The sequence below is a fragment of the Terrihabitans soli genome (genome assembly GCF_014191545.1).
GTDB classification, from domain to species: domain Bacteria; phylum Pseudomonadota; class Alphaproteobacteria; order Rhizobiales; family Methylopilaceae; genus Flaviflagellibacter; species Flaviflagellibacter soli.
Genome location: NZ_AP023361.1, coordinates 246231 through 268249, shown reverse-complemented (window position 1 = coordinate 268249; position 22019 = coordinate 246231). Strand labels below are relative to the sequence as shown.

23 protein-coding genes and 1 tRNA gene are annotated in these 22019 nt (G+C 62.8%); 12 read left to right on the top strand and 12 right to left on the bottom strand.

Going from position 1 to position 22019, the window contains the following annotated elements; translation table 11 throughout:
- The first annotated feature begins 40 nt into the window (after window positions 1-40).
- The 4 genes from ftsE (at window position 41) to IZ6_RS01435 (ending at window position 3079) form a co-directional block, all read left to right on the top strand.
- Window positions 41-700 carry a cell division ATP-binding protein FtsE gene (gene ftsE / locus IZ6_RS01450; protein WP_222876258.1) on the top strand — a complete coding sequence of 220 codons (660 nt, stop codon included), beginning with the start codon at window positions 41-43 and terminating at the stop codon, window positions 698-700.
- 77 nt (window positions 701-777) lie between these two features.
- Window positions 778-1644, top strand: a complete 867-nt coding sequence (locus tag IZ6_RS01445; RefSeq protein ID WP_225873965.1) for a cell division protein FtsX — start codon at window positions 778-780, stop codon at window positions 1642-1644.
- A 59-nt stretch (window positions 1645-1703) separates the two neighbouring features.
- On the top strand, window positions 1704-2327 hold the full coding sequence (locus IZ6_RS01440) for a YdcF family protein (RefSeq protein ID WP_222876256.1): 624 nt from the start codon (window positions 1704-1706) through the stop codon (window positions 2325-2327).
- Complete coding sequence (locus tag IZ6_RS01435) at window positions 2324-3079, top strand: lysophospholipid acyltransferase family protein (protein ID WP_222876255.1); 756 nt, start codon at window positions 2324-2326, stop codon at window positions 3077-3079. The genes IZ6_RS01440 and IZ6_RS01435 overlap by 4 nt, the downstream gene beginning before the upstream one ends.
- On the opposite strand, the gene IZ6_RS01430 is transcribed toward IZ6_RS01435, so the two are convergent.
- The 5 genes from IZ6_RS01430 to IZ6_RS01410 all read right to left on the bottom strand — a co-directional run bounded on the left by IZ6_RS01430 (window position 3063) and on the right by IZ6_RS01410 (window position 7048).
- Window positions 3063-3572: a GNAT family N-acetyltransferase gene (locus IZ6_RS01430; RefSeq protein WP_222876254.1), complete on the bottom strand. Its 510-nt coding sequence runs from the start codon at window positions 3570-3572 to the stop codon at window positions 3063-3065. The two genes, IZ6_RS01435 and IZ6_RS01430, sit on opposite strands and share 17 nt — an antisense overlap.
- On the bottom strand, window positions 3569-4126 hold the full coding sequence (locus tag IZ6_RS01425) for a gamma-glutamylcyclotransferase (RefSeq protein ID WP_222876253.1): 558 nt from the start codon (window positions 4124-4126) through the stop codon (window positions 3569-3571). The genes IZ6_RS01430 and IZ6_RS01425 overlap by 4 nt, the downstream gene beginning before the upstream one ends.
- A gap of 77 nt (window positions 4127-4203) precedes the next feature.
- Complete coding sequence (locus IZ6_RS01420; RefSeq protein WP_222876252.1) at window positions 4204-5157, bottom strand: prephenate/arogenate dehydrogenase family protein; 954 nt, start codon at window positions 5155-5157, stop codon at window positions 4204-4206.
- A complete protein-coding gene (hisC, locus tag IZ6_RS01415; RefSeq protein WP_222876251.1) occupies window positions 5154-6266 on the bottom strand; it encodes a histidinol-phosphate transaminase in 1113 nt (370 codons plus the stop codon). Before hisC ends, IZ6_RS01420 begins: the two co-directional genes overlap by 4 nt.
- The gene (locus tag IZ6_RS01410; protein ID WP_222876250.1) at window positions 6263-7048 is read right to left on the bottom strand and encodes a chorismate mutase; all 786 of its coding nucleotides are present in this window, start codon (window positions 7046-7048) and stop codon (window positions 6263-6265) included. Before IZ6_RS01410 ends, hisC begins: the two co-directional genes overlap by 4 nt.
- A 120-nt stretch (window positions 7049-7168) precedes the next feature.
- On the opposite strand from IZ6_RS01410, the gene metX reads away from it, so the two are divergent.
- The gene (metX, locus tag IZ6_RS01405) at window positions 7169-8353 is read left to right on the top strand and encodes a homoserine O-acetyltransferase MetX (RefSeq protein WP_222876249.1); all 1185 of its coding nucleotides are present in this window, start codon (window positions 7169-7171) and stop codon (window positions 8351-8353) included.
- Window positions 8353-9042, top strand: coding sequence for a methionine biosynthesis protein MetW (metW, locus tag IZ6_RS01400; RefSeq protein WP_222876248.1), 690 nt, complete (start codon window positions 8353-8355; stop codon window positions 9040-9042). Before metX ends, metW begins: the two co-directional genes overlap by 1 nt.
- Before the next feature lie 21 nt (window positions 9043-9063).
- Here metW and IZ6_RS01395 read toward each other — a convergent pair whose 3' ends face one another.
- The 4 genes from IZ6_RS01395 to IZ6_RS01380 all read right to left on the bottom strand — a co-directional run bounded on the left by IZ6_RS01395 (window position 9064) and on the right by IZ6_RS01380 (window position 11456).
- The gene (locus IZ6_RS01395) at window positions 9064-9819 is read right to left on the bottom strand and encodes a methyltransferase domain-containing protein (RefSeq protein WP_222876247.1); all 756 of its coding nucleotides are present in this window, start codon (window positions 9817-9819) and stop codon (window positions 9064-9066) included.
- A gap of 529 nt (window positions 9820-10348) precedes the next feature.
- The gene (locus tag IZ6_RS01390) at window positions 10349-10612 is read right to left on the bottom strand and encodes a hypothetical protein (protein WP_222876246.1); all 264 of its coding nucleotides are present in this window, start codon (window positions 10610-10612) and stop codon (window positions 10349-10351) included.
- A 148-nt stretch (window positions 10613-10760) separates the two neighbouring features.
- Entirely contained in the window at window positions 10761-11021 is a 261-nt protein-coding gene (locus IZ6_RS01385; RefSeq protein WP_222876245.1) for a hypothetical protein, read from the bottom strand.
- 180 nt (window positions 11022-11201) lie between these two features.
- Window positions 11202-11456, bottom strand: coding sequence for a hypothetical protein (locus IZ6_RS01380; protein WP_222876244.1), 255 nt, complete (start codon window positions 11454-11456; stop codon window positions 11202-11204).
- A 169-nt stretch (window positions 11457-11625) separates the two neighbouring features.
- Between IZ6_RS01380 and gloB the strand changes: the two genes are divergently transcribed.
- Window positions 11626-12384, top strand: a complete 759-nt coding sequence (gene gloB, locus IZ6_RS01375) for a hydroxyacylglutathione hydrolase (RefSeq protein ID WP_222876243.1) — start codon at window positions 11626-11628, stop codon at window positions 12382-12384.
- A 3-nt stretch (window positions 12385-12387) separates the two neighbouring features.
- Here gloB and IZ6_RS01370 read toward each other — a convergent pair whose 3' ends face one another.
- A complete protein-coding gene (locus tag IZ6_RS01370; protein WP_222876242.1) occupies window positions 12388-13521 on the bottom strand; it encodes a helix-turn-helix transcriptional regulator in 1134 nt (377 codons plus the stop codon).
- A 527-nt stretch (window positions 13522-14048) separates the two neighbouring features.
- The gene (locus IZ6_RS01365; protein ID WP_222876241.1) at window positions 14049-16739 is read right to left on the bottom strand and encodes an autotransporter outer membrane beta-barrel domain-containing protein; all 2691 of its coding nucleotides are present in this window, start codon (window positions 16737-16739) and stop codon (window positions 14049-14051) included.
- Between the two features lie 280 nt (window positions 16740-17019).
- Here IZ6_RS01365 and IZ6_RS01360 point away from each other — a divergent pair.
- Window positions 17020-17094 (top strand) — tRNA-Gly (locus tag IZ6_RS01360).
- A 69-nt stretch (window positions 17095-17163) separates the two neighbouring features.
- On the opposite strand, the gene IZ6_RS01355 is transcribed toward IZ6_RS01360, so the two are convergent.
- Window positions 17164-17667, bottom strand: a complete 504-nt coding sequence (locus IZ6_RS01355; RefSeq protein WP_222876240.1) for a hypothetical protein — start codon at window positions 17665-17667, stop codon at window positions 17164-17166.
- Between the two features lie 186 nt (window positions 17668-17853).
- Here IZ6_RS01355 and IZ6_RS01350 point away from each other — a divergent pair, with 186 nt between their 5' ends.
- The 4 genes from IZ6_RS01350 (at window position 17854) to IZ6_RS01335 (ending at window position 21947) form a co-directional block, all read left to right on the top strand.
- The gene (locus tag IZ6_RS01350) at window positions 17854-18276 is read left to right on the top strand and encodes a L,D-transpeptidase (RefSeq protein ID WP_225873964.1); all 423 of its coding nucleotides are present in this window, start codon (window positions 17854-17856) and stop codon (window positions 18274-18276) included.
- Between the two features lie 97 nt (window positions 18277-18373).
- Entirely contained in the window at window positions 18374-19666 is a 1293-nt protein-coding gene (locus tag IZ6_RS01345) for a glycerate kinase type-2 family protein (RefSeq protein ID WP_222876238.1), read from the top strand.
- 36 nt (window positions 19667-19702) lie between these two features.
- Window positions 19703-21121, top strand: coding sequence for a pyruvate kinase (gene pyk, locus IZ6_RS01340; protein ID WP_222876237.1), 1419 nt, complete (start codon window positions 19703-19705; stop codon window positions 21119-21121).
- 52 nt (window positions 21122-21173) lie between these two features.
- Entirely contained in the window at window positions 21174-21947 is a 774-nt protein-coding gene (locus tag IZ6_RS01335) for a fumarylacetoacetate hydrolase family protein (RefSeq protein WP_222876236.1), read from the top strand.
- The last annotated feature ends 72 nt before the right edge of the window (window positions 21948-22019 follow it).

Sequence of the window (22019 nt, the reverse complement as noted above, 5' to 3'; positions counted from 1 at the left end):
ACCGGTTAAGATGGCAGGGACGCCGGTATGAGGACAGGCTTTGGTCCGCTTTGAAAATGTCGGCCTGCGTTACGGTCCGGGACCTGAGGTCCTGAAGGACCTGACGTTCAGGATCGACCCGAACTCCTTCCAGTTCCTGACCGGCCCCTCGGGCGCGGGCAAGACCTCGCTGTTGCGCCTTCTGTTCCTCGCCCTCAAGCCGACACGGGGCCTGATCGGCGTGTTCGGCCGCGACACCGCCGCTTTGACCCGGGCCGAACTGCCGGATATCCGCCGCCGCATCGGCATCGTCTTCCAGGATTTCCGCCTTCTCGACCATCTGACGACGTTCGAGAATGTGGCGCTGCCGCTGCGGGTCCTCGGCCGCGAGGAGGCCAATTACCGCGCCGAGGTGACCGAGCTTTTGCGCTGGGTCGGCCTCGGCGACCGCATCCACGCCTTTCCGAAGGTGCTCTCGGGCGGTGAGAAGCAGCGCGCCGCCATCGCCCGCGCCGTCATCAGCCGTCCGGAATTTCTCCTGGCCGACGAGCCGACGGGTAACGTCGACCCGCACCTCGCCAAAAGGTTGCTGCGCCTGTTCATCGAATTGCACAAATCCGGCACCTCCGTCTTAATCGCCACCCACGACATCGCCTTGATGGATCTTTACGACGCCCGCCGCCTCGTTCTCGCCGATGGCCGGCTGCACATCTACGATTGATGCAGGCACAACCCCGTCCACGTCCCGGCGCGAAGCCGCCTCAGCCCGCAACGGAAAAGCGAAGGCCGCCTTCGCTCGTGCCGCGCGCCTCGCTGGCCGGCAATGCGCTGACGGTCATCATCGCGATCATGAGCTTTCTCGCATCGTTGACGGTCGGCGCGGTCGGCGTCGTGCGCGAGGCCGCGTCCAGCTGGCAGGGTCAGGTGCTGCGCGAAGTGACGATCCAGATCGCCTCAGCCGAAGGCCGCGATATGAAGGCGGCCGTAAACAAGGCCGTCGAGATCGCGCGCTCGACGCCCGGCATCGCCAATGCCGTTCCTTATACGGACGCCGATATCATGCGCCTGCTTGAGCCCTGGCTCGGCAAGAACATCGCGCTCGATGAATTGCCGGCGCCGCGCCTCATCGTCGTACGCATCGAGGAAGGCAAGACGCCGGATTTCAATGCGCTGTCGACGCGCCTTGCGCGCGATGTGCCGGGCGCGAGCCTCGACGACCATAGAGCCTGGCTGGAAAAGCTGCGCATCACCGGCAATGCGCTGTCGGGCTTTGGCCTTGCCATTCTGCTGCTCGTTCTGTTCGCCACCGCTTTGTCCGTACTTTTTGCGACGCGCAGCGCCGTCTCCGGCAATCGCGATGTCGTCGAGGTTCTGCATGTCGTCGGCGCGCGCGACGGCTATATCGCCCGCGCCTTCGGGCGGCGCTTTTTAGGTCTTGGCCTGCGCGGCGGCCTGATCGGCGGCGGGCTTGCCGTTCTTCTTTTCGCCTTCGCCGACTGGTCGAGCGGGGCCGCCGGTCAGCCGGGCTCGGAAGCCCTGCTCGGCCGCATCGATATGAGCCTTGCCGGCTATGGCGCAATCCTGCTTGTCGGCATTTTTATTGCAGTGCTGACCACCGTCACCTCACGGCTGACGGTAATGGCCCATCTGAGGCGGCTCGATTGACCGAGGATCCTCAAACCCCGCGGCGGCGCCCCAGCGGCGAGCCTTCGTTCATCGCACGGATGGCGCGCACATTCGCGACCGTAGCGGTGATCGCAGCCGGCCTTCTTGTCGCGGGCTTTTTCGTCTTTGTCTCGACCATTCCGCGCGTCGAACCCGACACAAAAATCTCCGGCGACGGTATTGTCGTTCTGACCGGCGGTGCGGACCGTCTCGCCGATGCCTTTGCGCTGCTTGCGGACGGACGCGCCAAGCGGCTTCTGATTTCGGGCGTCAATCCCGACACCTCGGAAGCGCAGCTTGCCCGCCTTCATCCGCAGCATAAGCGCCTGTTCGATTGCTGCGTCGATCTCGGCTTCCGCGCGCTCAACACCGCCGGCAATGCGCTCGAGACACGGCAATGGGTGCGCCGCCACGGCTTCCAGGCCGTCATCGTCGTAACTTCGGGCTGGCATATGCGGCGCTCGCTTCTTGAGCTGGAACGCGCTATTCCCGAAGTGATCCTTGTGCCTTACCCCGTCATCACCGAGGGGGCCGAGGAAGAAAACTGGTGGCTGAAGCCCGGCAAGCTTCGCCTTCTTGTCGGAGAATATGTGAAATATCTCGCCGCGCTCGTCGAAGTCCGCATCGCCCCGCGCATTTCCGACGAAGATCCCGCTCCTAAAGAACACGCTTCCAAAAAATGACCTTCTTTCGTTCGATCGCCCTCAACACGGCGTTCTATGCCTTCTTTCTGGTCGCCGCGATCCTCGGCCTTCCCTTCCTCATCGCGCCGAAAGGCGCGCTCATGGTCGCGCGCATCTGGGCGACGATCAATCTTTGGCTCTTGAAGACCATTGGCGGCATCACACTCGAAGTGCGCGGACGCGAGAAGCTGCCCAAGGGCGGCTGCATCATTGCGGCAAAACATCAATCGGCGCTCGAGACGTTCGGCATCGTGCCCTTCGTCGGCGATTTCGCGTTCATCCTGAAACGCGAATTGAACTGGATTCCACTGTTCGGCTGGTACACAACGCGTGCCGGCATGATCGGCGTCAATCGCGGCGCCCGCTCGCAGGCGCTGCGCGATATGACGGTCGAGGCGAAGAAAGCCATCGCCAACGGCCGGCAGATCATCATCTACCCGGAAGGCACACGCCGCCCGCCCGGCGCACCGCCCGCCTATAAATTCGGTCCGGTGCATCTTTATTCGCAGCTCGATACCGTTGTCGTGCCGGTTGCCGTCAATACAGGACTTTATTGGCCGCGCCGCTCTTTCCTGCGCTATCCGGGAACGGCGGTGCTGGAGTTCCTCGATCCGATCCCGCCGGGCCTTGACGGCGAAGCGTTCAAGGAAAGGCTCGAAACGGTGATCGAAGAGGCAAGCAACCGGCTGATGGCCGAAGCGCGCGCACGCGGCGAAGGCATCCCGCCGCACAAGATCAAGCCTCCGAAATAGGCCCGTCCGCTAGGTCTTCCTCTTCGCGGTCATCCTCGGGCGGGTAACGCACCATATCGACATGCGGCACGCCGTGATCGTCGTAGATCTCACCGTCGACGGTAAATCCAAGGCTTTCGTAGAACGCGGCGAGATGCGCCTGCGCTGAAACGAGGACCGGCGCATCTGGCGCAAGATCGGCGGCGCAATCGAGTGCCTGCTCCATGAGTTCGCGGCCAAGCCCCTGCCCGCGCACTGATGCCGCAACGACGACGCGGCCGATCTTCACTTCGTCATGGTCTTCGCCCGGCGCAAAAATGCGCGCATAGGCGAGAAGCCCCTCGGCACCGCGTCCGCACAGATGCAGCGCGTCAATATCGCGCCCGTCGGCATCGAGCACCGGAATACTCTGCTCGAGCATGAACACCGCCTGGCGCAGTGCCAGCATGTCATAGACATCCGGGCCGCTCATCGCTTTGAGGCGCAGGAGATGCCAGGAAATGTCCTCGCTCATATGCCGGCCATCTGATCGTTGAACTTCTCGCCGCCGAGCCGCTCGTGCAGCCATTCGAGTTCGGCATCGTGCACGCCGAGCTGCCGGAGATGCAGCACGGTGTTGATGACATAGTCGCGGTTCGGCCCGCCCTCGCCATGCGAATTCTCAATGATCTTCAGCCGGTCTTCGCGCGTCAGAGCACCGGCATATTGCGGATGCGCCGCATCCGAAACATAAGCCAGCGCCATCGCATCTGTGCGGTCGGAGAAGACGATCTTCTCGGTGAGCTCAAGATAGACCGAGCCGCGCATTTCCCGTTCGTGCAGATAGGCGCGCACGCCGGCAGCCTCGGTCGGTGCGACACGGAACGCAACGCCCCGGCAGGTGCCGCCTTTGTCGAGGCCGAGCACAAGGCCCGGGCTTTCCGCCGTGCCGCGCCAGTGATGGGAATAGACGCAGAGTTCGCGATGCCAGCCGTCGAGCAAAGCCGGGCGGCTTTCTTCGTAGGAAAAGCCCGGCCGCCACATCAGCGAGCCATAGCCGAAAATCCAGAGATCTTGGGACGCGTCCATCTATCCGACAGCGGCCGGGTCTGCCCATCCGGCCTCGCCATGGAGCCTAAGGGGCGGACGGGGCAGGAACAATGGCTTCAGGCCCCGTTCTTTTCCGTCGTCCCGTGGCCTTTGGCGGCGGGGGTGCGGCCGAAATCCGGCACCGCCGTATCCTGGCCAGCATCGAGAATATTCCGGCGGATGGCGCGGGTGCGGGTGAAAAGCTCAAACAACGTATCGCCATCGCCTCTCCGGATGGCGCGCTGCAGCGAGGTCAGATCCTCGGTGAAGCGGCCCAGCATTTCCAGCACCGCATCCTTGTTGTGCAGGAAAATGTCGCGCCACATGGTCGGATCGGAGGCGGCGATGCGGGTGAAATCGCGGAAGCCCGAGGCCGAGAATTTGATCACTTCCTGGCGCACATTCTCTTCCATATCGGCGGCGGTGCCGACGATGTTGTAGGCAATGAGATGCGGGATATGGCTGGTAATGGCGAGCACGAGATCATGATGCTCGGGGCTCATCACTTCGACATTGGCGCCGATGGCGCGCCAAAACGCGGCGAGCTTGTCGACCGCGGCTTTGTCCGTGCCTTCTTCCGGCGTCAGAATACACCAGCGGTTTTCAAACAGCTCCGCAAACCCGGCATCGGGTCCCGAATGTTCGGTGCCGGCGATAGGATGGGCCGGAACGAAATGGATGCCGTTCGGCAGATGCGGACGCATCTGCTGGACGACCGAGCTTTTCACCGAGCCCACGTCCGAAATAATAGCGCCGGGCTTCAGCGAGGGTGCGATCTGCTGCGCGACTTCTTCCGACGCCCCCACAGGCACGCAGACGATGATGAGGTCCGCAACCTTCGCAGCTTCCGCCGGATCGAGCGAGTAGGTATCGCCGAGGCCGAGCGCGATGGCGCGTTCCAGGGTTTTCTTGGAGCGCGTCTGGATCGAAATCTCCGAGACGAGACCGTGACGCTTGGCGGCAAGCGCGATCGATGAGCCGATAAGCCCGATGCCGATCAGCGTGAGACGCCCGAACAGAGGTTCCGTCACTTCGCGCCCCCTACGAAATCGCGCAGCGCTTCGACGACGAGCTTGTTCGCCTCGGCACTGCCGACGGTGAGGCGCAGCGCACCCGGAAGGCCGTAATTTTCCAGCCGCCGCAGGATGAGCCCGCGCTTGGTCAGAAACTCGTCGGCATCCGCCGCCGTCTTTCCCTTATCGGCCGGGAAATGGATGAGCAGAAAATTCGCCGCGCTCGGCGTCACATGCAGGCCGAGTTCGGAAATCTGCAGATCCAGCCAATCGAGCCATTTCGTATTGTGCGCGACCGACGCTTCAAGATGCGCACGGTCTTCCAGCGCAGCGGTGCCCGCGGCGACCGCCGAGCCCGACACGTTGAACGGGCCGCGGATGCGGTTCAACGCATCGACGATGGCGGCCGGTCCATACATCCAGCCGATGCGGATATTGGCAAGGCCGAAGATTTTCGAGAAAGTGTGGGTGACGACGACATTCTCCGCGCCGTCCACGAGTTCGCGGCCGTCGGCGTAATCGTTCTTCGTCACATATTCTCCGTACGCCGCATCGATCACCAGCAGAATGTCGGGGCGCAGCCCCTTATGCAGACGCTTGATCTCTTCGGCCGGGAGATAGGTGCCGGTCGGATTGTTCGGATTGGCGATGAAGACGATCTTCGTCTTGTCCGTGACATTGGCGAGGATCGCATCGACATCGGCGGTGAAGCTCGTCTCCGGCACGACAACGGGCGTGCCGCCGCGTCCGAGGATCGCGATCTTGTACACGAGGAAACCGTGCTCGGTGATGATGCCCTCATCGCCCGGGCCGACGAATGCATGCGAGAGCAGGTTCAGCAGCTCATCCGAGCCCGCGCCGCAGACGATGCGCGCCGGATCGAGATTGTTGGCCTTGCCGATCGCCTCGCGGAGAATGCGCGAGGTGCCTTCCGGATAGATGTGAAGCTTGTCGGCGGCCTTCTGATAGGCCTCGAGCGCGCGCGGGCTCGGGCCCAGCGGCGTCTCGTTGGACGACAGCTTGAACACGCGATTGACCCCCGGCGCGCCGGCCTTGCCGGGCTTATAGGGGTCTATCTCCAGAATCCCCGGGCGGGGCACCGGGCGGGTCGGCAGGGTCGTCGTCATCCGGCTACCGCTACTGCATCGACCCTTGCCATGAGGTCAATCGGCCGGGCGAAGGAGCCCAGCCGCGGGGCGCCTTCGGGCAGGCTGGCGGACGGGACGGCGACAAGTCCGCGCCAGCGGTCCGTAAACGTCTCGGCCATGACGTCGAACATCCCCTCCTGCGGGGCGGAGGCGAAATCGGCCGCGACGGCCGCAACCTCATCGACCGCCGCATCGCCGAGAGGCTTGGCGATGACGACGGCGGGGGTGGCCGCCGGGCGGCCCGCATAAATCAGGAAAGGCAGCCTTGCCATGATGACAGGCCCGCCCGGTTTGCCGAGCGCCTCCCACCAGGCCGAACGGGATTTGCCGAGCGCAATCAGGCCGAGATTGCCCTGCGAGCCGGCCACCGCCTCGATGACCTTCTCCGGGCTGTCCTCGACCAGAACCGGCACGTCGAAGCCCATTTGGAATCGGGCGAGATCGCGCAAAGAGGCATCCCCGCCCGCGCCGTCGATGTGGACGGAATAGGGCGCCTGGACATGGGTGAAACCGGAGATAATCGTCCGCCAGATGTGCTCAACCGCAGAGAAGGGCAGGCGTCCGCTATGGCGGGAGACGAGGCGGCGCATCATATCTGCCTCACGGCCCGGCCGGAACGCCGAGCCGGTCTCTCCGGTCCGCTTGACCCGGATCAGGGCATCGATAATCGCGCCCCGCTCGATCAGGAGGCGGTGCATCGTCTCGTCCAGCCGGTCGATTTCTGCCCGGAGGTCGTCGAGGCTTTTGGGCTGCTCGGTCATGGGCCGCACTCAATACGCCGCCACGGCCTGAAGTCAAAGAAACGTTGACTTCATGGAAGTGCGATATCTTAGCTGTCCGCCCTGCGGGAATACGCGGGGCTAACTGAGGAATACTGGTTAATGGCGCCCGTCGCCCTGTCCGAAACAAAGCATGAAGCCCGGCGCCAGGCGGACACGCCGGAAAGCCGGACCGTGCGCTTTGGCCCGGAGGCGCCGCTGAAGCTCGACTGCGGTCTCGACCTTCAGCCCTTCCAGATCGCCTACAAGACCTATGGCGCGCTGAACGCCGACAAATCCAACGCCATCCTCGTCTGCCATGCGCTGACCGGCGACCAGCACGTTGCCAATGAGAACCCGGTGACGAAGAAGCCGGGCTGGTGGCAGACCATGGTCGGCCCCGGCCTGCCGATCGACACCGACAAATATTTCGTCATCTGCTCGAACGTGCTCGGCGGCTGCATGGGCACGACCGGCCCCTCTTCTCTGAACTCGGCGAAGAACCGGCCCTGGGGTCTCGATTTCCCGGTCGTCACCATCAAGGACATGGTGCGCGCGCAAGCGATGCTCGTCGATCATCTCGGCATCAGCCAGCTCTTCGCTGTTATCGGCGGCTCGATGGGCGGCATGCAGGTGCTCGAATGGGCAGCCTCATTTCCTGAAAAAGTTTTCGCCGCGGTGCCGATCGCCTGCGCCGCAAAACATTCGGCGCAGAACATCGCCTTCAACGAAGTCGGACGGCAGGCCGTCATGGCCGATCCCGACTGGCGCAAAGGCAGCTATCTCGAAACCGGCACCTTCCCGGGCTCGGGCCTTGCCGTCGCGCGCATGCAGGCGCACATCACCTATCTGTCGGAGGCCGCGCTGCAGCGGAAATTCGGCCGCGAACTGCAGGACCGCGAAAGCCGCACCTTCACCTTCGACGCCGACTTCCAGGTGGAATCCTATCTGCGTTATCAGGGTTCGAGTTTCGTCGAGCGCTTCGATCCGAACTCCTATCTCTACATCACGCGGGCGATGGATTATTACGACCTCGCCGCCGACCATGGCGGCGTTCTCGCCAACGCGTTCACCGGCACGAAGACGCGCTTTTGCGTGATGAGCTTCACCTCCGACTGGCTGTTCCCGACCAGCGATGCGCGCGACATCGTGCATGCGCTCAACGCGGCTGCCGCCAACGTCTCCTTCGTCGAAATCGAAAGCGATAAAGGTCATGACGCATTCCTGCTCGACGAGCCGGAATTCTTCGCGACCATGCGCGGCTTCCTTGGCGGCTGCGCCCGGGCCCGCGGCCTGAAGGACGCCTGATGCAGAAGAGCACCAAGGTCTCCGCGCGTCAGGGCGCGCCCGTCTCGCTCGACGATATCGAGGCTGCGCCGATCACCTTGCCGCAGGCTGATCGTCCCGACCATGTTCTGATTTCGGAAATGGTGGCGCCCGGCGCGCGCGTGCTCGATGTCGGCTGCGGCGACGGGCAATTGCTGCGGCTTCTGATTTCGAAAAAGGGCGTCGACGGCCGCGGCATCGAGCTGTCGCAATCTGGCGTCAACAATTCGGTGGCGCACGGCCTTTCCGTCATTCAGGGCGACGCCGACACCGATCTCGACAATTATCCGGACGGCGCGTTCGATTACGTCATTCTTTCGCAGACGCTGCAGGCGACGCGGCGGCCGAAAAAGGTGATGGAAAATCTTCTGCGCATCGGCCGCCACGCCATCGTTTCGGTGCCGAATTTCGGCCATTGGCGCCTGCGCTATCATCTCGTCCTGTTCGGCCGCATGCCGGTGACGCCGACTTTGCCGGAAAGCTGGTACGAGACGCAGAACATTCATCTCTGCACGATCCGCGATTTCGTCGATCTGTGCGATGAGATCGGCGCCAAGATGGAACGCGCCGAAGCGCTCGATCCGTCCGGCCAGCCGGTGCGCGTCAACGCGCCCTGGTGGTTCTGGAATCTCTTCGGCGCACAGGCGATCTTTCTGCTGAAACGCGCTTAGCGCCGCTCTTTCAAGATGCGCCTATCGGCGTTGGCGCGTATTGACGGCGCCGCCCGGCACGAGCACGGGATCGGCGACCTCGACTTTGCGCACCTTCGCGGCTTTCTTCTTGGCGCGCACCGGCGTGTAGACCTGCTTGATCGCCTCGACCATGTGAACGCCGGCAAACGGCGCCCAGAGCGATGCGCCGACACGCTCGAGCCACACCGCCGAGCGCACCACCATGCCGCGATCGATCGGCGGGAACATCAGAGCTTCCGTCCAGTTGACCGGCGCAAACTGCGCCTCGCGCAGAAGATTGGTCAGCTGGCTGCGGCTGTAGGGACGGCCATGCCCGAACGGCGTCGTTTCCAGACGCGACCAGGCGCCCTGCCGGTTCGGCACGACGACGATGAGCTTGCCGCCGGGCGCAAGACAGCGCCAGCATTCGCGCAGAACCTCGCGCGGATTGTCGGCATTCTCCAGCGCATGAATGAGGACGATGCGATCGACGGCGGCATCGGGGAGCGGCCAGATCTCTTCCTCGACAAGGGCCGAGGCCGCACCGCGGCCGGACTGCCAGTCCATGACGCCCTGCTCGGCCGGCATGAAGGCGAGCACACGTTCCGCCTCGTCACGAAAGATGCCGAGAAAAGGCGCGGCGAAGCCCGCGCCGAGAACCCGCAAACCGGCGACATCGGCAAAGCGCGCGCGGAGCTTGGCTCTGAGGATACGCCGCGCCACCTGGCCGAGACGGCCATGATAGAAAGCGCGGAGATCGACGACGTCCATGGACATGGGAGAAGAGTGGTGAGAGCGCGTTGCTCTGACAAGTAAGGCTGGAAAGTAAGATGGCGAGTTAAACAAAGGCCGCACGGCCCCCGCCTTCGCCGGCCAGCGTTAACCGGCGCTTATTCGCAGACCGTCTCGGATTGCCATTGCCCGTTCGGGCCCTTGGTCCGCTTCGTGTAGCATTGCGGCCCGCCGGGCCTCAGGCCGGGGCGATAGCCGGGCCGCTGGAGTTGGCGGGGCGCCTCCTGGGAATGATAGCCGCCTCCGCCGCCGAAAGAGCCGCCGCTCCGATTGGAATACTGCGCCGCCGCTTTGCCCGGCATGAACGCCACGGTCATGAGGATGGCGGAGAGACAAAAAGCGGACAGACGAAACATTTCGGTCTTCCTGGCGGAGGGGCCTTCTTCTCAACAGGCCTGAGGAGGCAATCAGGTTCCCGCGCAATGGGCAAACCTAAACCGCCTTCTCCTTTCCCAAACATGAAAAAGCCGGCTCCGTTCGGGGCCGGCTTTTTAATGGCTATGAGTTTGGCGGCTCAGCCGCAGACGACCTTCTTCGTCCAGACATAGCCGTAATAATCGTCCCACGCCTTGACGCGGATCGTGCGGCATTCCTCGTCATACGAGAAAATGCCGGAATTGCCGTTCCGGTAGGCGTTGAGGTGGAGGTGCTCCCACTTCTTGGCCTGACGGGCGGCGTAGTCCTTGCCGCCACCGCCGGCGAGCGCCGGGGCGGATGCGAGGCCGGTCACGAGAACGGCAAGCGCGGTCGCGCCGAGCACGGTTTTGCGGATCATCATCTTTCTCCCAATTTCCGGCCGCGAGAGTGGATGCGGCCGCTGATCTTTGGTCGCGTGCGATCGCACAAATGTTCATTTCAAGACGCAAAAAAGCCGGCCCTTTCGGACCGGCTCCTTGTGCGGCGCTGAGGGTTCGCGCCCGTCGATCTTAGTAGCAGATCTTCTTCGTCTTCCAGACGAACTTCTGCCACTTGTTCGACCACACCTTGACGTCCTTCCAGTAGCAGCCGCCGCCGTAGTAATCGCCGTAATAGCCAGCCCCGTAATACGGGCCGTAGCCATAGCCGCCGCCGAAGCCGCCGAGGTGGATCGAGAAGTTCGGTCCGCCGGCCGAAGCCGTGGACGGAGCGAGAGCGGCGATCGCGAGCGTGGACGCAGCGGCGAGGCCGAGAAGGGTTTTGCGGATCATGGTTCAGTCTTCCTCTTGTCTGATGGGCCGACCGAAGTGCCGGTCGCGGTCCCGATGATCATTGGTCGCGGCCCCTCGAAGACAGGTTCAAAAGATTCGTTCGGGTACGGACATCCAGGCCGGGCGCATGAAAAAAGCCGGCCCTTGCGGGGCCGGCTTTGAAGCTTCGATCTCGTCGGATCAGTAGCAGATATTGACCTTCTTCCAGACGAAGTCGCCGTAATAGTCGGACCACACCTTGGCCTTGGTCCAGCAGCTGCCGCCGTAACCATAGCCGTAACCGCTGCTCCACTTTTCGAAGTGATGCCACTTCTTGTGATGGTGATGGCCGCCATTGCCCTTGCCTTTGCCGCCATGAGCGAGCGCAGCGGACGGGGCGATGGCAGCACCGAGGATGACAGCGGCCGAGAGGCCGAGAATTGCTTTACGGAACATGAGGGTATCCTTCACAGGCGCCGCATGAGGAGGTTGAGACTGCGGCCGCTGACATTCAGTCGCCGCGCGGCACCGGAAGGTTCACGGCCCCGGCACATTTCCTTTGCCGGGCGCGGTTGACCTCGCCGCGCAAGGCCCCCAATTTCCGCCCTCGCCCCATGGAGAGCCTATGCCGGATATCCGCCTGATCCCCTGCCTTGCCGACAATTACGCCGTGCTCCTCAAGGAAGGGGAAACCGTCGTTCTGATCGATGCCCCGGAGGCGGCGCCCATCCAGGCCGTGCTGGAGAAGGAGGACTGGCGGCTGACCCATATCCTGATCACCCACAAGCACGACGACCACATCGCCGGCATCCCGGCGCTGGCCAAAGCCTATAGACCCGAGATCACCGGCCCGGCGGCGGAAGCCTCCAGCATTCCCGGCCTGTCAAAGACCGTGCGCGAGGGCGACACGGTCACGGTCGGCCCGTTCACCGCCGATGTCTACGACACCCCCGGCCACACCAAGGGGCATATCGTCTTCCATTTCCCCAAGGAGAAACTGCTGTTCTCCGGCGACACGATGTTCGCGCTCGGCTGCGGCCGCCTGTTCGAGGACACGCCGGCCGCCATGTGGAACTCGCTGAAAAAGCTGCGCGCACTGCCCGACGACACGACCGTCTATTGCGGCCATGAATATACGCTCTCCAATGCGCGCTTTGCTCTGAGCGTCGATCCGGATAATCCGGCGCTCAAAACCCGCGCTGCCGAGATCGAACAGCTTCGCGCGAGCGGAAAGCCGACCGTCCCGTTCAATCTCGGCCTCGAAAAGAAGACGAGCCCGTTCCTGCGCGCCGATGAAGCGGCGGTGGCCGAAGGCGTCGGCAAAGCCGGCGCCAAGCCCGAGATCGTTTTTACCGAGGTTCGCGAGCGCAAGAACCGCGCGTGAATTTCAGCTAAGCCGCGTCGAAGCGGCGAACCCGGCGACGAGTTTGACGAGATCGGCCTGACGTTTTGTGCCGGTCTTCAGGAAAATTCGGCTGAGATGCGTCTTCACCGTCGCCGGAGATACCTTGAGCGCGTCGGCGATATCGTTGATGCCCGCCGCCTCGAACACAGCCAGAAGCACTTTCAGCTCCGTCGGCGTCAGTCCGTACATCTTCGAAATGACCTCGGGCATGGCCGGCCCGTCGAGCTGCACGCGGCGCAGGAACACCGCGGCAACCGCCGCATAGCCCGCACCGGCAGAACGGCGCGCGCCGGAGGTCAGCGGCAGAACATGGGCGATATAACTCAGCCCGTCCTGCGAGACGAGTGTCACCGCAATTGCCTGCGTGCCGAGACCCGCATCGCCCGTCTCCGCGCCACTGAACGCTTCGCGCAAAGAGCGGTCCGCGGCAGCTTCCCCCGCGATCAGTCGTCCCGTCCCCGCCCGCAGCACCGATCCTTCCGCGATCATTGCATGGCCGGCCGCATTGGCTTCGACAAGCCGCCCGCCGGCTCCGACGAGAAAGACCGCCGAACTGACGCTATCGAGCGTATCGGCCAGGGTTTCCGCGCGGGAGATCCCGTAGCCGATGGTCCGGCCGATCAGAACAGATCTCCTTATATGCGGCATCAGAAGACGCATGCGCTCGCGCGCACCGTCATCGACCATGCCCTGCTGCTTCGTACGGAAGATGCTGAAGATCGCCGCGCCAGATGGCGACTTGTCGATCATCGCGCAGAGAAAATCGACCAGACCTTGCGGCTCGACCCAGTCGCGGAAAAAGCCGGTCTGCGTAAATACGGGATAGGGCACGACATCCGTTGCCGCGACGGGTGCATCCGGATCGGCAAAGAAGTTACCGCACAGCGTCGGATCGAAATTAATGTATCGGTCGAAATAGAGCTGCTTGTAATGCGGATCTATGCCGCCGTCGTCATAATGGATGAGCCCGCTCTGATCGGCGCCGCCTTTGATCATCAGCGCCGCCGCATAGCCCGGCAGAAAGCGCGCGGCTTCGGCGAGAACCTCCGGCCAAAGATCGGGTTCAAGCGCAGTGTCGTAAATGCGGCCGATCAGATCGGACAGTTCGGTCGTCATGCGGTACGCGCTCTTCGGTTGAAGCCGCGTATCGCTCGGGCACACAGGCACTATTTGCGTCAGACAATCGGCTGATAGCTCTCCAGGATTACGCACTTTTTCTCTCCCGACGTCCCCACCATCCCCCGAGAACAGTCGTATTCGATGTAAGTTTTAACGGCGCATCGAATAACGCCGCCCCGCACATACACAGCGCCCAATAATTCAACCCCCGGGCGCCGTTCCAGACCTTCGACAAATCCGGAAACTCAGCGTTTGTCGAGTCCGGATTGCATCCACCGCTAAACACAAATTTGGCTTGGAGACCTTATGGCTACAGCGGCGTGCAGCGACCTGGCATAGGGGCGCCGAGCCGTGCACGCCGCTGCGCTGCCGCACACCCGATGGGCGTTGCGCGCGGCATTCTGGGCTTCCGGTTCGTCGAATGAACGTGGCGACGTGCGAGGTGGGAAGCGGGGGGCTATCGAACCGCACGTCGCCACGATGCCGCACGCCGTTGCGGCGGCGTGACAAGCATCGGAGATACGTCAAAACTTCACCCTCAGCTTCACATTGCCGGCATGCTGCACCGTCCGGTCGCCGAACATGCCGTCATAGCTGACACGCGCATCGAAGCGCTCATCGCGCACGAGATCGAGCCCGGCCGAAACCTGCCCCATGACCTGATCGAGCGGCGTCGTCACCGTCAGAGGTTCGAGCTGCGGCAGGCTGTAGAACGTCGCCGACACCGAGAGCTCATCCTCGCTGAACGCGCGCACTCCGGCGCGCAGGAACGGCCGCACGGTATTCCCGCCCACGGCATATTCGCCGCCGATCTCGACCGCAGGCGCAAGCGACACGAGGATATCGGTACCACCCTCGACGTCGAGACCTGCGCCGCCCGCGCCTTCTTCGTGGAACGAGCTGCGATGAATGCCGGTCGCGTCCATATCGACGAGGGGCTTCACATAGAAGCTCTCGCGCTCGAACAGATAGGCGGCCCGCAGGCGCGCGGACGCAAAACCATATCGCGCATCGCCCTCGGCGTTCACGCCCGGCAGGACATCGAACCGCGTCGTGTCGTATTGCGCATAGCCGCCGCTGATCGCTGCCGAGAGCTGCCAGCTGCCGCGCACGAATTTTGCGCCGACGCCCGCGTGGAAGACATCGCCATCGGCCCAGGCGCGGTCATCGACCGTCTGATCGATTTTGTCGTAGCCGGCGGCAAAGCTGATGAAGCGGCCTGGCGCGATCTCTTTCTGCGCACCGGCCGATCCGCCCCAGACATCCTCTTCGATGCCGATATTTTCCGCCGTGCGGTCGGCTTCGATGCGGCGGGCATTGTAGCGGATCCAGCCGCATTCGCCTTCGGACAGATATTTGCTGACCGCCGTCTCGCCCTTGACGGGGCAGCTCATCAGACCGTCGGCAAAATTGAGATTTGCAAACAGAAGGCTCTGAGTCTGCGCGAGATAAGGCTCGGGATGCAGACGGTCGAGCGCCGCGGCGAAAGAAGCGGCATCCGGCTGATTGCCGAGATGAGCGAACACGGCGCCGAGATTGCCGCCTCCTGCCGTAAGGGCATCGTCGAGATGGTCCGCCACCGCCTGCTGGTTCGGCGTCAGAATGGCATCGGCGGGCGTAAAGTCCGCCGAGACTTCGAGAATGAGATCGTTGCCGTTCACGAAAAGATCGAAGTCGAAGACGAATGTGTCTTCGATGCCGATGCCGTTATCGGTGATACCGCCCACTGCGGACAGGATGGTGAACTGCTGAGTCTGCGAGATAAGTCCATGCACCGTCGCGTTCACGAAGCCGTCGAGAGTGGCGCTTCCAGACACATTCAGACGATCGGATGTGCCTCCGGCGATGTCGACGCGCAGAAAGCCGTCCTGCACATAACCGCCGGTAAGTTCCGCGGTCACCGGCACGGAATTTGACCCGCCGATCGAGACAAACCCGCCATTGTTCAGAAAACCTGCGGCGCCGAGATCGATCACCGTTCCCGTATTGAAGACGCCCGACAGGCCATTGTTGAAATCATTGAGACCCGCGCCAAGATCGACATTTCCTTGCACGCGCCCTTCATTGAAAATTCTCTCGTCGCCGGTACCGCCAAAAATCGCCGTTCCGGCGCTCAGCAGCGTGGCATCCGTATCGATTGAGAGCGAGTTCGCTGCACCGCCTTCGATCGCAACCCCGGTGCTCGCGCCGTTCACGCGTCCGCCGGAAATTGCGACGTCGATATCTCCCTGACCTGTGGTGCCGAGTGATCGCGCAACAATGGCCGTGCCGACTGTCGCGATATCTACATCCGCCTCAACGGAAACTGCCGAGGCTATGCCGTCTATTGCAACCGACTCCGCACTCAATCCCCCTTGTTGAATATCTCCGAAGGCCGAAAGCTCTACCGCTCCTGCGTTGCCTGCTCCAAGAACAACAGAGCGGGCAACGATGGAGCCTTGGGTTAGACGGCCGCTGAACTGGATCTGCGCATCGCCCGCGTTCCCGTCCCCGGCGACGCCGGAGCTCGCGAATATCCCCCCGCCGATAATGCCGACGCTGGTGATGATGGCGTCGCCGGAATCGCCGTTGTGATTGGCAATACTCAAGGCGGAAATTGCGTCATCGCCTTCGGTGACGATGTCACCGAAGAAGGTCACGATCGCATCGCCGCTATCGCCATCGCCGTCGTCGAACTGCGAGAGTGCGCTGATGCCGATGCCTTCGCTGACAATGTTGCCTTCCACAGCTACAGAGACATCGCCGGCTGACGTCGCATTCGCGATGAAGCCTCTGGAGGAGGCCTCGACGCCTCTAGCGCCTGCAAAAATATTCCCCGTGTGATCGAGCGACACGTTCTGACCATCGACATTGGCAAGGCTGAAGCCGCTGCTCTGCGCGCGGATGGCGAATTCGCCGGTATCGCTGATAACGTTGAAGGGCCCGGTATTGCCCAAGTTACCCGGAGCCCAGCGGACGCCATTATCGTTGCCGGTCGATCCGATATCGCTCGTCACATTTTCGATGATCAATGTATCGGTGGTGTTCGGAAACTCGGCCTCACGGACGCCTCCCGACTGATTGCCGCTGCAGGTCGCGACATTGGCGACGATGACGCAGGCGTCCGGCTCGGCCACGGCCGGCGCCGTCAGCCCAAAGACACCGGCCGCGACCGACCCCAGCAGCAGCGCCCTGAGCTGCCCCTGCCGTCCCGAAACCGCTCCGAACCGCACCATCCCCGCATCCCCCACAACCTGGTTCGCGTGGAAGATGACGGGGGTAATCCTTCGCCGCGTCAGCCATTCGGTTGAACCCGGAGGTGAATTCACCTCCGTGGCGTATCGGCCACAAGCGTTTGACCGGAAAGGGCAGTCCGCCCCGGTTAACGATGCGGCGGGGCCGTCCTTCCCTTAAACTTGCTCTCGGGTGAGGGCCTGAACGGCGTTGCATTGGCCGATATTCTGGGGCATAGAACGCCCCTCGCGGCGCGGCCGCCGCGGGACTGACTGGCAGCGTGCGGGTGTAGCTCAGGGGTAGAGCACAACCTTGCCAAGGTTGGGGTCGAGGGTTCGAATCCCTTCGCCCGCTCCAGTCGCCTCTTTCTCTTCGCTGAAGACGCAAAAAGCCGCGGGTTCATCCTGCGGCTTTTGTCGTTCGGCCCTAGTTGGCGGCCAGCCTTATATCGGTCATCCGCACTTTGCTGCCTCCCGGGCGGTCGAGATCGTCGACGGCGAAGGTGAAGCCATTGGCGGTCGGGGTGATGGTCATCACGGCCTTAGTGTCGCCATTGACGGGCTTCGGCCAGGTGACGTTCAGAACAACACTATCGCCCTGGCGCCGCCCCGAGAGCGCGGCCGGCCCGATCTTCGAGCCTGTATAGGTGCCCGTATAGGTGCCCGCCGAATCGACCTTGAGATCCGCGCCGATCTTGCGCGTAACGACGGCAGCGGCCGTGCAGGTGCCGTCGAGCGAGACCGAGCTTTCGGTCGAAGAGCCCGAAACCTTGCACTTCACATTCCAGGGGCTCGAGTCGGCGGCAGTGCGGACGCCGCCCTGCCCGGCGAAAGAGCCGCCGAAACGCTTCAGAAAATCGGCATCGGCCGCATCGGCTCCGGTTGCTGCAAAAGCGAGCGCGGCAAAAGACAGGATTGAAATCTCTTTCATGAAGCCTCCCCGCGCCGTCTGTGAACGGTGCATGACACGGCTAAGGAAGCCCGGAGCTCCTGCATTGGTTCCGAACCAGCGCTGCAACCGATCCGGCATGTAAAGATGCGCGGACGCGTCCCGCGTCCTTTACGAGCCATTCGGCTTTGGCAATTATTCTGCCGGGGTCGAATGGGGCTTTTGAAGATGCTGCGCTTTACAGCTTTTGCCGTCGCATTTCTCGGTCTTGTCCTCGCCCGTCCCGCGGACGCCGCCGTCACCGTCCGCATTTCGAAAGCCGAACAGGTGATGCGGGTCTATGTCGGCGAGCAGCTGACCTATCAGTTCAAGGTCTCAACGGCCGCCAAAGGCTATAAGACGCCGCTCGGCAATTACTCGATCAAGCGCATGCACACGATGTGGTATTCGCGCAAATACGACAACGCACCTATGCCCTATGCGATGTTCTTCACCGAGGGCTGGGCGGTCCATGGGACGACCTCGATCGGCGCGCTCGGCCGCCCCGCTTCGCATGGCTGCATCCGGCTTCACCCTGCCAATGCCAAGACCCTGTTCCGGCTCGTCTCTTCCTACGGCAAGGCATCGACGCGGATTGTCGTAACCGGTTAAAACATTGGTTTGAAGCCTTTTTGCCGCGGTCCCGGTTCCGCGGTTGAATTTGCCGGGTAGTTCCGCCACAAAACTGCTTCCCTGGTGGAAGGCAAAAATGGCACCGGGCCAGCCCGCAAAAATCGATCTCGCCGTGACCCCAAAAGACCTGCTGCTGTCCATGTTCGATGCGGCGGTCAAAGCGGCGTTGCCGGCTGTGATCGTTCCGAATTACCTCCCCAAGCCCCCCAAGGGCCGTACCATCGTGATCGGCGCCGGCAAGGCCTCAGCGGCCATGGCCAAAGCGGTCGAGGACCATTGGCAGGGCCCGCTTGAGGGCGTCGTGGTCACTCGTTACGGCCATGCCGTTGCGTGCAAACACATCGAAATTCTCGAGAGTTCGCACCCGGTCCCCGACAAGAACGGCGAAGACGCCGCCCGCAAGATCCTCGCCAAGGTGCAGGGACTGACCAAAGACGACCTCGTCATCGCCCTCATTTCCGGCGGCGCCTCGGCCCTGATGCCGCTTCCCGCCGGCGATCTGACGCTCGCCGACAAGCAGGCGATCAACAAGGCGCTTCTCGCCTCCGGCGCCTCGATCGATGAGATGAACTGCGTGCGCAAGCACCTCTCGGCCATCAAAGGCGGGCGCCTTGCGGCGGCCGCCCATCCGGCCGAAGTCGTCTCGCTGCTGATCTCCGACGTTCCGGGCGATGATCCGTCCGTCATCGGCTCCGGCCCGACCGTGCCCGACAAGACGACTTTCGCCGACGCGCTGTCCATCGTCCGCAAATACAAGATCGCCGAGCCGAAAGCCGCGATCGATCATCTGGAGAAGGGCGCGGAAGAAAGCATCAAGCCCGGCGACAAGAGCCTTGAGGGCAATGTCCTGGAGATGATTGCAACGCCGCAGCTCTCTCTCGAAGCTGCTGCCGAAGTCGCGCGCAAAGCGGGCTATACGCCCCTCATTCTCGGTGATGCCATCGAAGGCGAAGCGCGCGAAGTCGCACGCGTCATGGCCGGCATTGCCCGCCAGGTCGAAAAATACGGACAGCCGGCAAAACGCCCCTGCGTGCTGCTGTCCGGCGGAGAAACTACAGTGACGGTGCGCGGCAAAGGCCGCGGCGGCCGCTGCGCCGAATTCCTGCTCGCGCTTGCTGTCGCCCTCGACGGCTTGCCGGGCGTGCATGCCATCGCCGCCGACACCGACGGCATCGACGGCAGCGAGGACAATGCCGGCGCGATCGCGCTCGACGATATTCTGGCCCGCGCCGCAAAGCTCGGCGTCAGCGCCAAAGCGGCCCTTGCCGACAATGACGGCTACAGCTTCTTTAGCAAGCTCGACAGCCTCGTCGTCACCGGGCCGACGCTGACCAACGTCAATGATTTCCGTGCAATAATAATCAGCTGATTGAAGGGAGCGGGCGCCGCGCCCGCTGTAAAAAACATGCGCAACCGCAAAGCCAAAATCGTCGCGACCGTCGGGCCTGCTTCATCGAGCCCCGAAATGCTCGAAAAGCTGTTTCATGCCGGGGTGGACATGTTCCGCCTCAATATGAGCCACGGCACGCATGAAGATCACAAAGCGCGCTTTGAGGCGATCCGCGCCCTCGAAAAGAAAACCGGTGTTGCGATCGGCATCCTGCTCGATCTGCAGGGCCCGAAACTGCGCGTCGGTACCTTCAAGGACGGCCCGGTGACGCTCGCGAACGGCGAGACGTTCCGCTTCGATCTTGACTCTGCGCCCGGCGACAAAACGCGCGCCTATCTTCCGCACAAGGAAATCTTCGCGGCCGCCAAGCCCGGCGTTCAGATCCTGCTCGATGACGGCAAGATCCGCATGGAAGTCGCCGAACACGGCAAAGACTACATGATCGGCAAGATCATCACCGGCGGCGTTCTGTCCGAACGCAAGGGCGTCAGCGTTGTCGGCGCGGTTCTGCCGCTCGACGTCATCACCGAAAAGGACCGCCGCGACCTCGAATTCGGCCTCGCCAATGGCGCCGACTGGATCGCGCTCTCGTTCGTGCAGCGCGCGCAGGACCTGCACGATGCGCGCAAACTGATCGGCGATCGCGCTTTGATCATGTCGAAGATCGAAAAGCCCGCCGCCGTCGATTGCCTTGAGGAAATCGTCGATGCCTCGGACGGCATCATGGTGGCGCGCGGCGATCTCGGCGTCGAAATGCAGCCGGAAGAAATCCCAGCCGTGCAGCGGCGCATGATCAAGCTGTCGCGCGAATACGGAAAACCGGTGATCGTCGCAACGCAGATGCTGGAAAGCATGATCCACACGCCAACACCGACACGCGCCGAAGCCTCGGACGTTGCGACCGCCGTCTATGAAGGTGCGGACGCCGTCATGCTCTCGGCCGAAAGCGCCTCCGGCAAATTCCCGATCGAAGCCGTGACGATGATGAGCAAGATCGTCGTCGAGACGGAAAAGGATCCGGAATATAAGCGCCTGATCGAAACCTCGCGTCCGGCGCCGCGCGGCACGATCGCCGATGCGATTTGCGCCTCGCTCGGCACTGTCGCCAGCGTTCTGCCGCTCGCCGCCGCCGCGACCTACACGACCTCGGGCTCGACGACTTTGCGCGCCGCGCGCGAGCGTCCGCTCGTTCCGATCTTCTGCCTGACGCCGAAGATCGAAGTCGCGCGCCGCATGTCTTATGTGTGGGGCGTCAGCGCCGTCGTTACGCAGGATCTCGAAAAGGTCTCACAGATCGTCGCCTTCGCAACCGATGTCGCGAAAAAGTACGACGCCGTGAAGGACGGAGACATCATGGCGGTGACCGCCGGCATGCCGTTTGCGCAGTCCGGCTCGACAAACCTGCTTCGTATTTTCCAGGTCGGCAGCGAATAAAAAGAACCGGCCGCAAAAGTAGTGTTCAGCATTTTTGGAGGGGAGAGCGCATATGGCGCACTGGGTCCGTTTTGACCATGGCGGCAAGACCGCCATCGGCACGCTGAAGGATGGCGCAATCGCCGTTCATTCCGGCTCGCTGTTCGATAATCCTAAGCCGACGGGAGAGACGCTCAAGCTCTCCGATGTGAAGCTGCGCTCGCCCTGCGAGCCGACGAAAATCATCGCGATGTGGAACAATTTTCATGCGCTTGCCGCAAAGCTCAACGTGGCGGAACCCGCCGAGCCGCTGTTCCTTCTGAAATCGATCTCCTCGATCACCGATCCCGGTGCGGTCGTGAAGAAGCCGAAGAACTATGACGGCCCCGTCGTGTTCGAAGGCGAGCTCGGCATCGTCATCGGCAAGAAGGCGACGAATGTGTCTGAGGCCGACGCCGCCTCGCACATTTTCGGCTACACCGTCGTCAACGACATTACCGCCGCCGCCATCATCCAGAAGGACCCGACTTTCCCTCAGTGGGCGCGCGCCAAAGGCTGCGACGGCTTCGGGCCGTTCGGCCCGGTCATCGCCACCGATGTGAAGCCGGAAACGCTGACGGTGAAGACGATCCTGAACGGTCAGGAGCGTCAGAACTATGCGATCTCCGACATGATCTTCTCGGCAGCAAAGCTCGTCTCGCTGCTCTCGCACGACATGACGCTTCATCCGGGCGATCTGATCGAATGCGGCACCTCGGTCGGCGTAGGCTCGATGAAGGAGCCCGTCAATCAGGTCTCGATCATCATCGACGGCATCGGCCAGCTCGACAACACCGTCGAACTCTGAGCCATCGCATCGAATGGAAAGGGCGCCGGCTTGATCGGCGCCCTTTTTGTTTGTCTCTCTCCGTACAAAAGA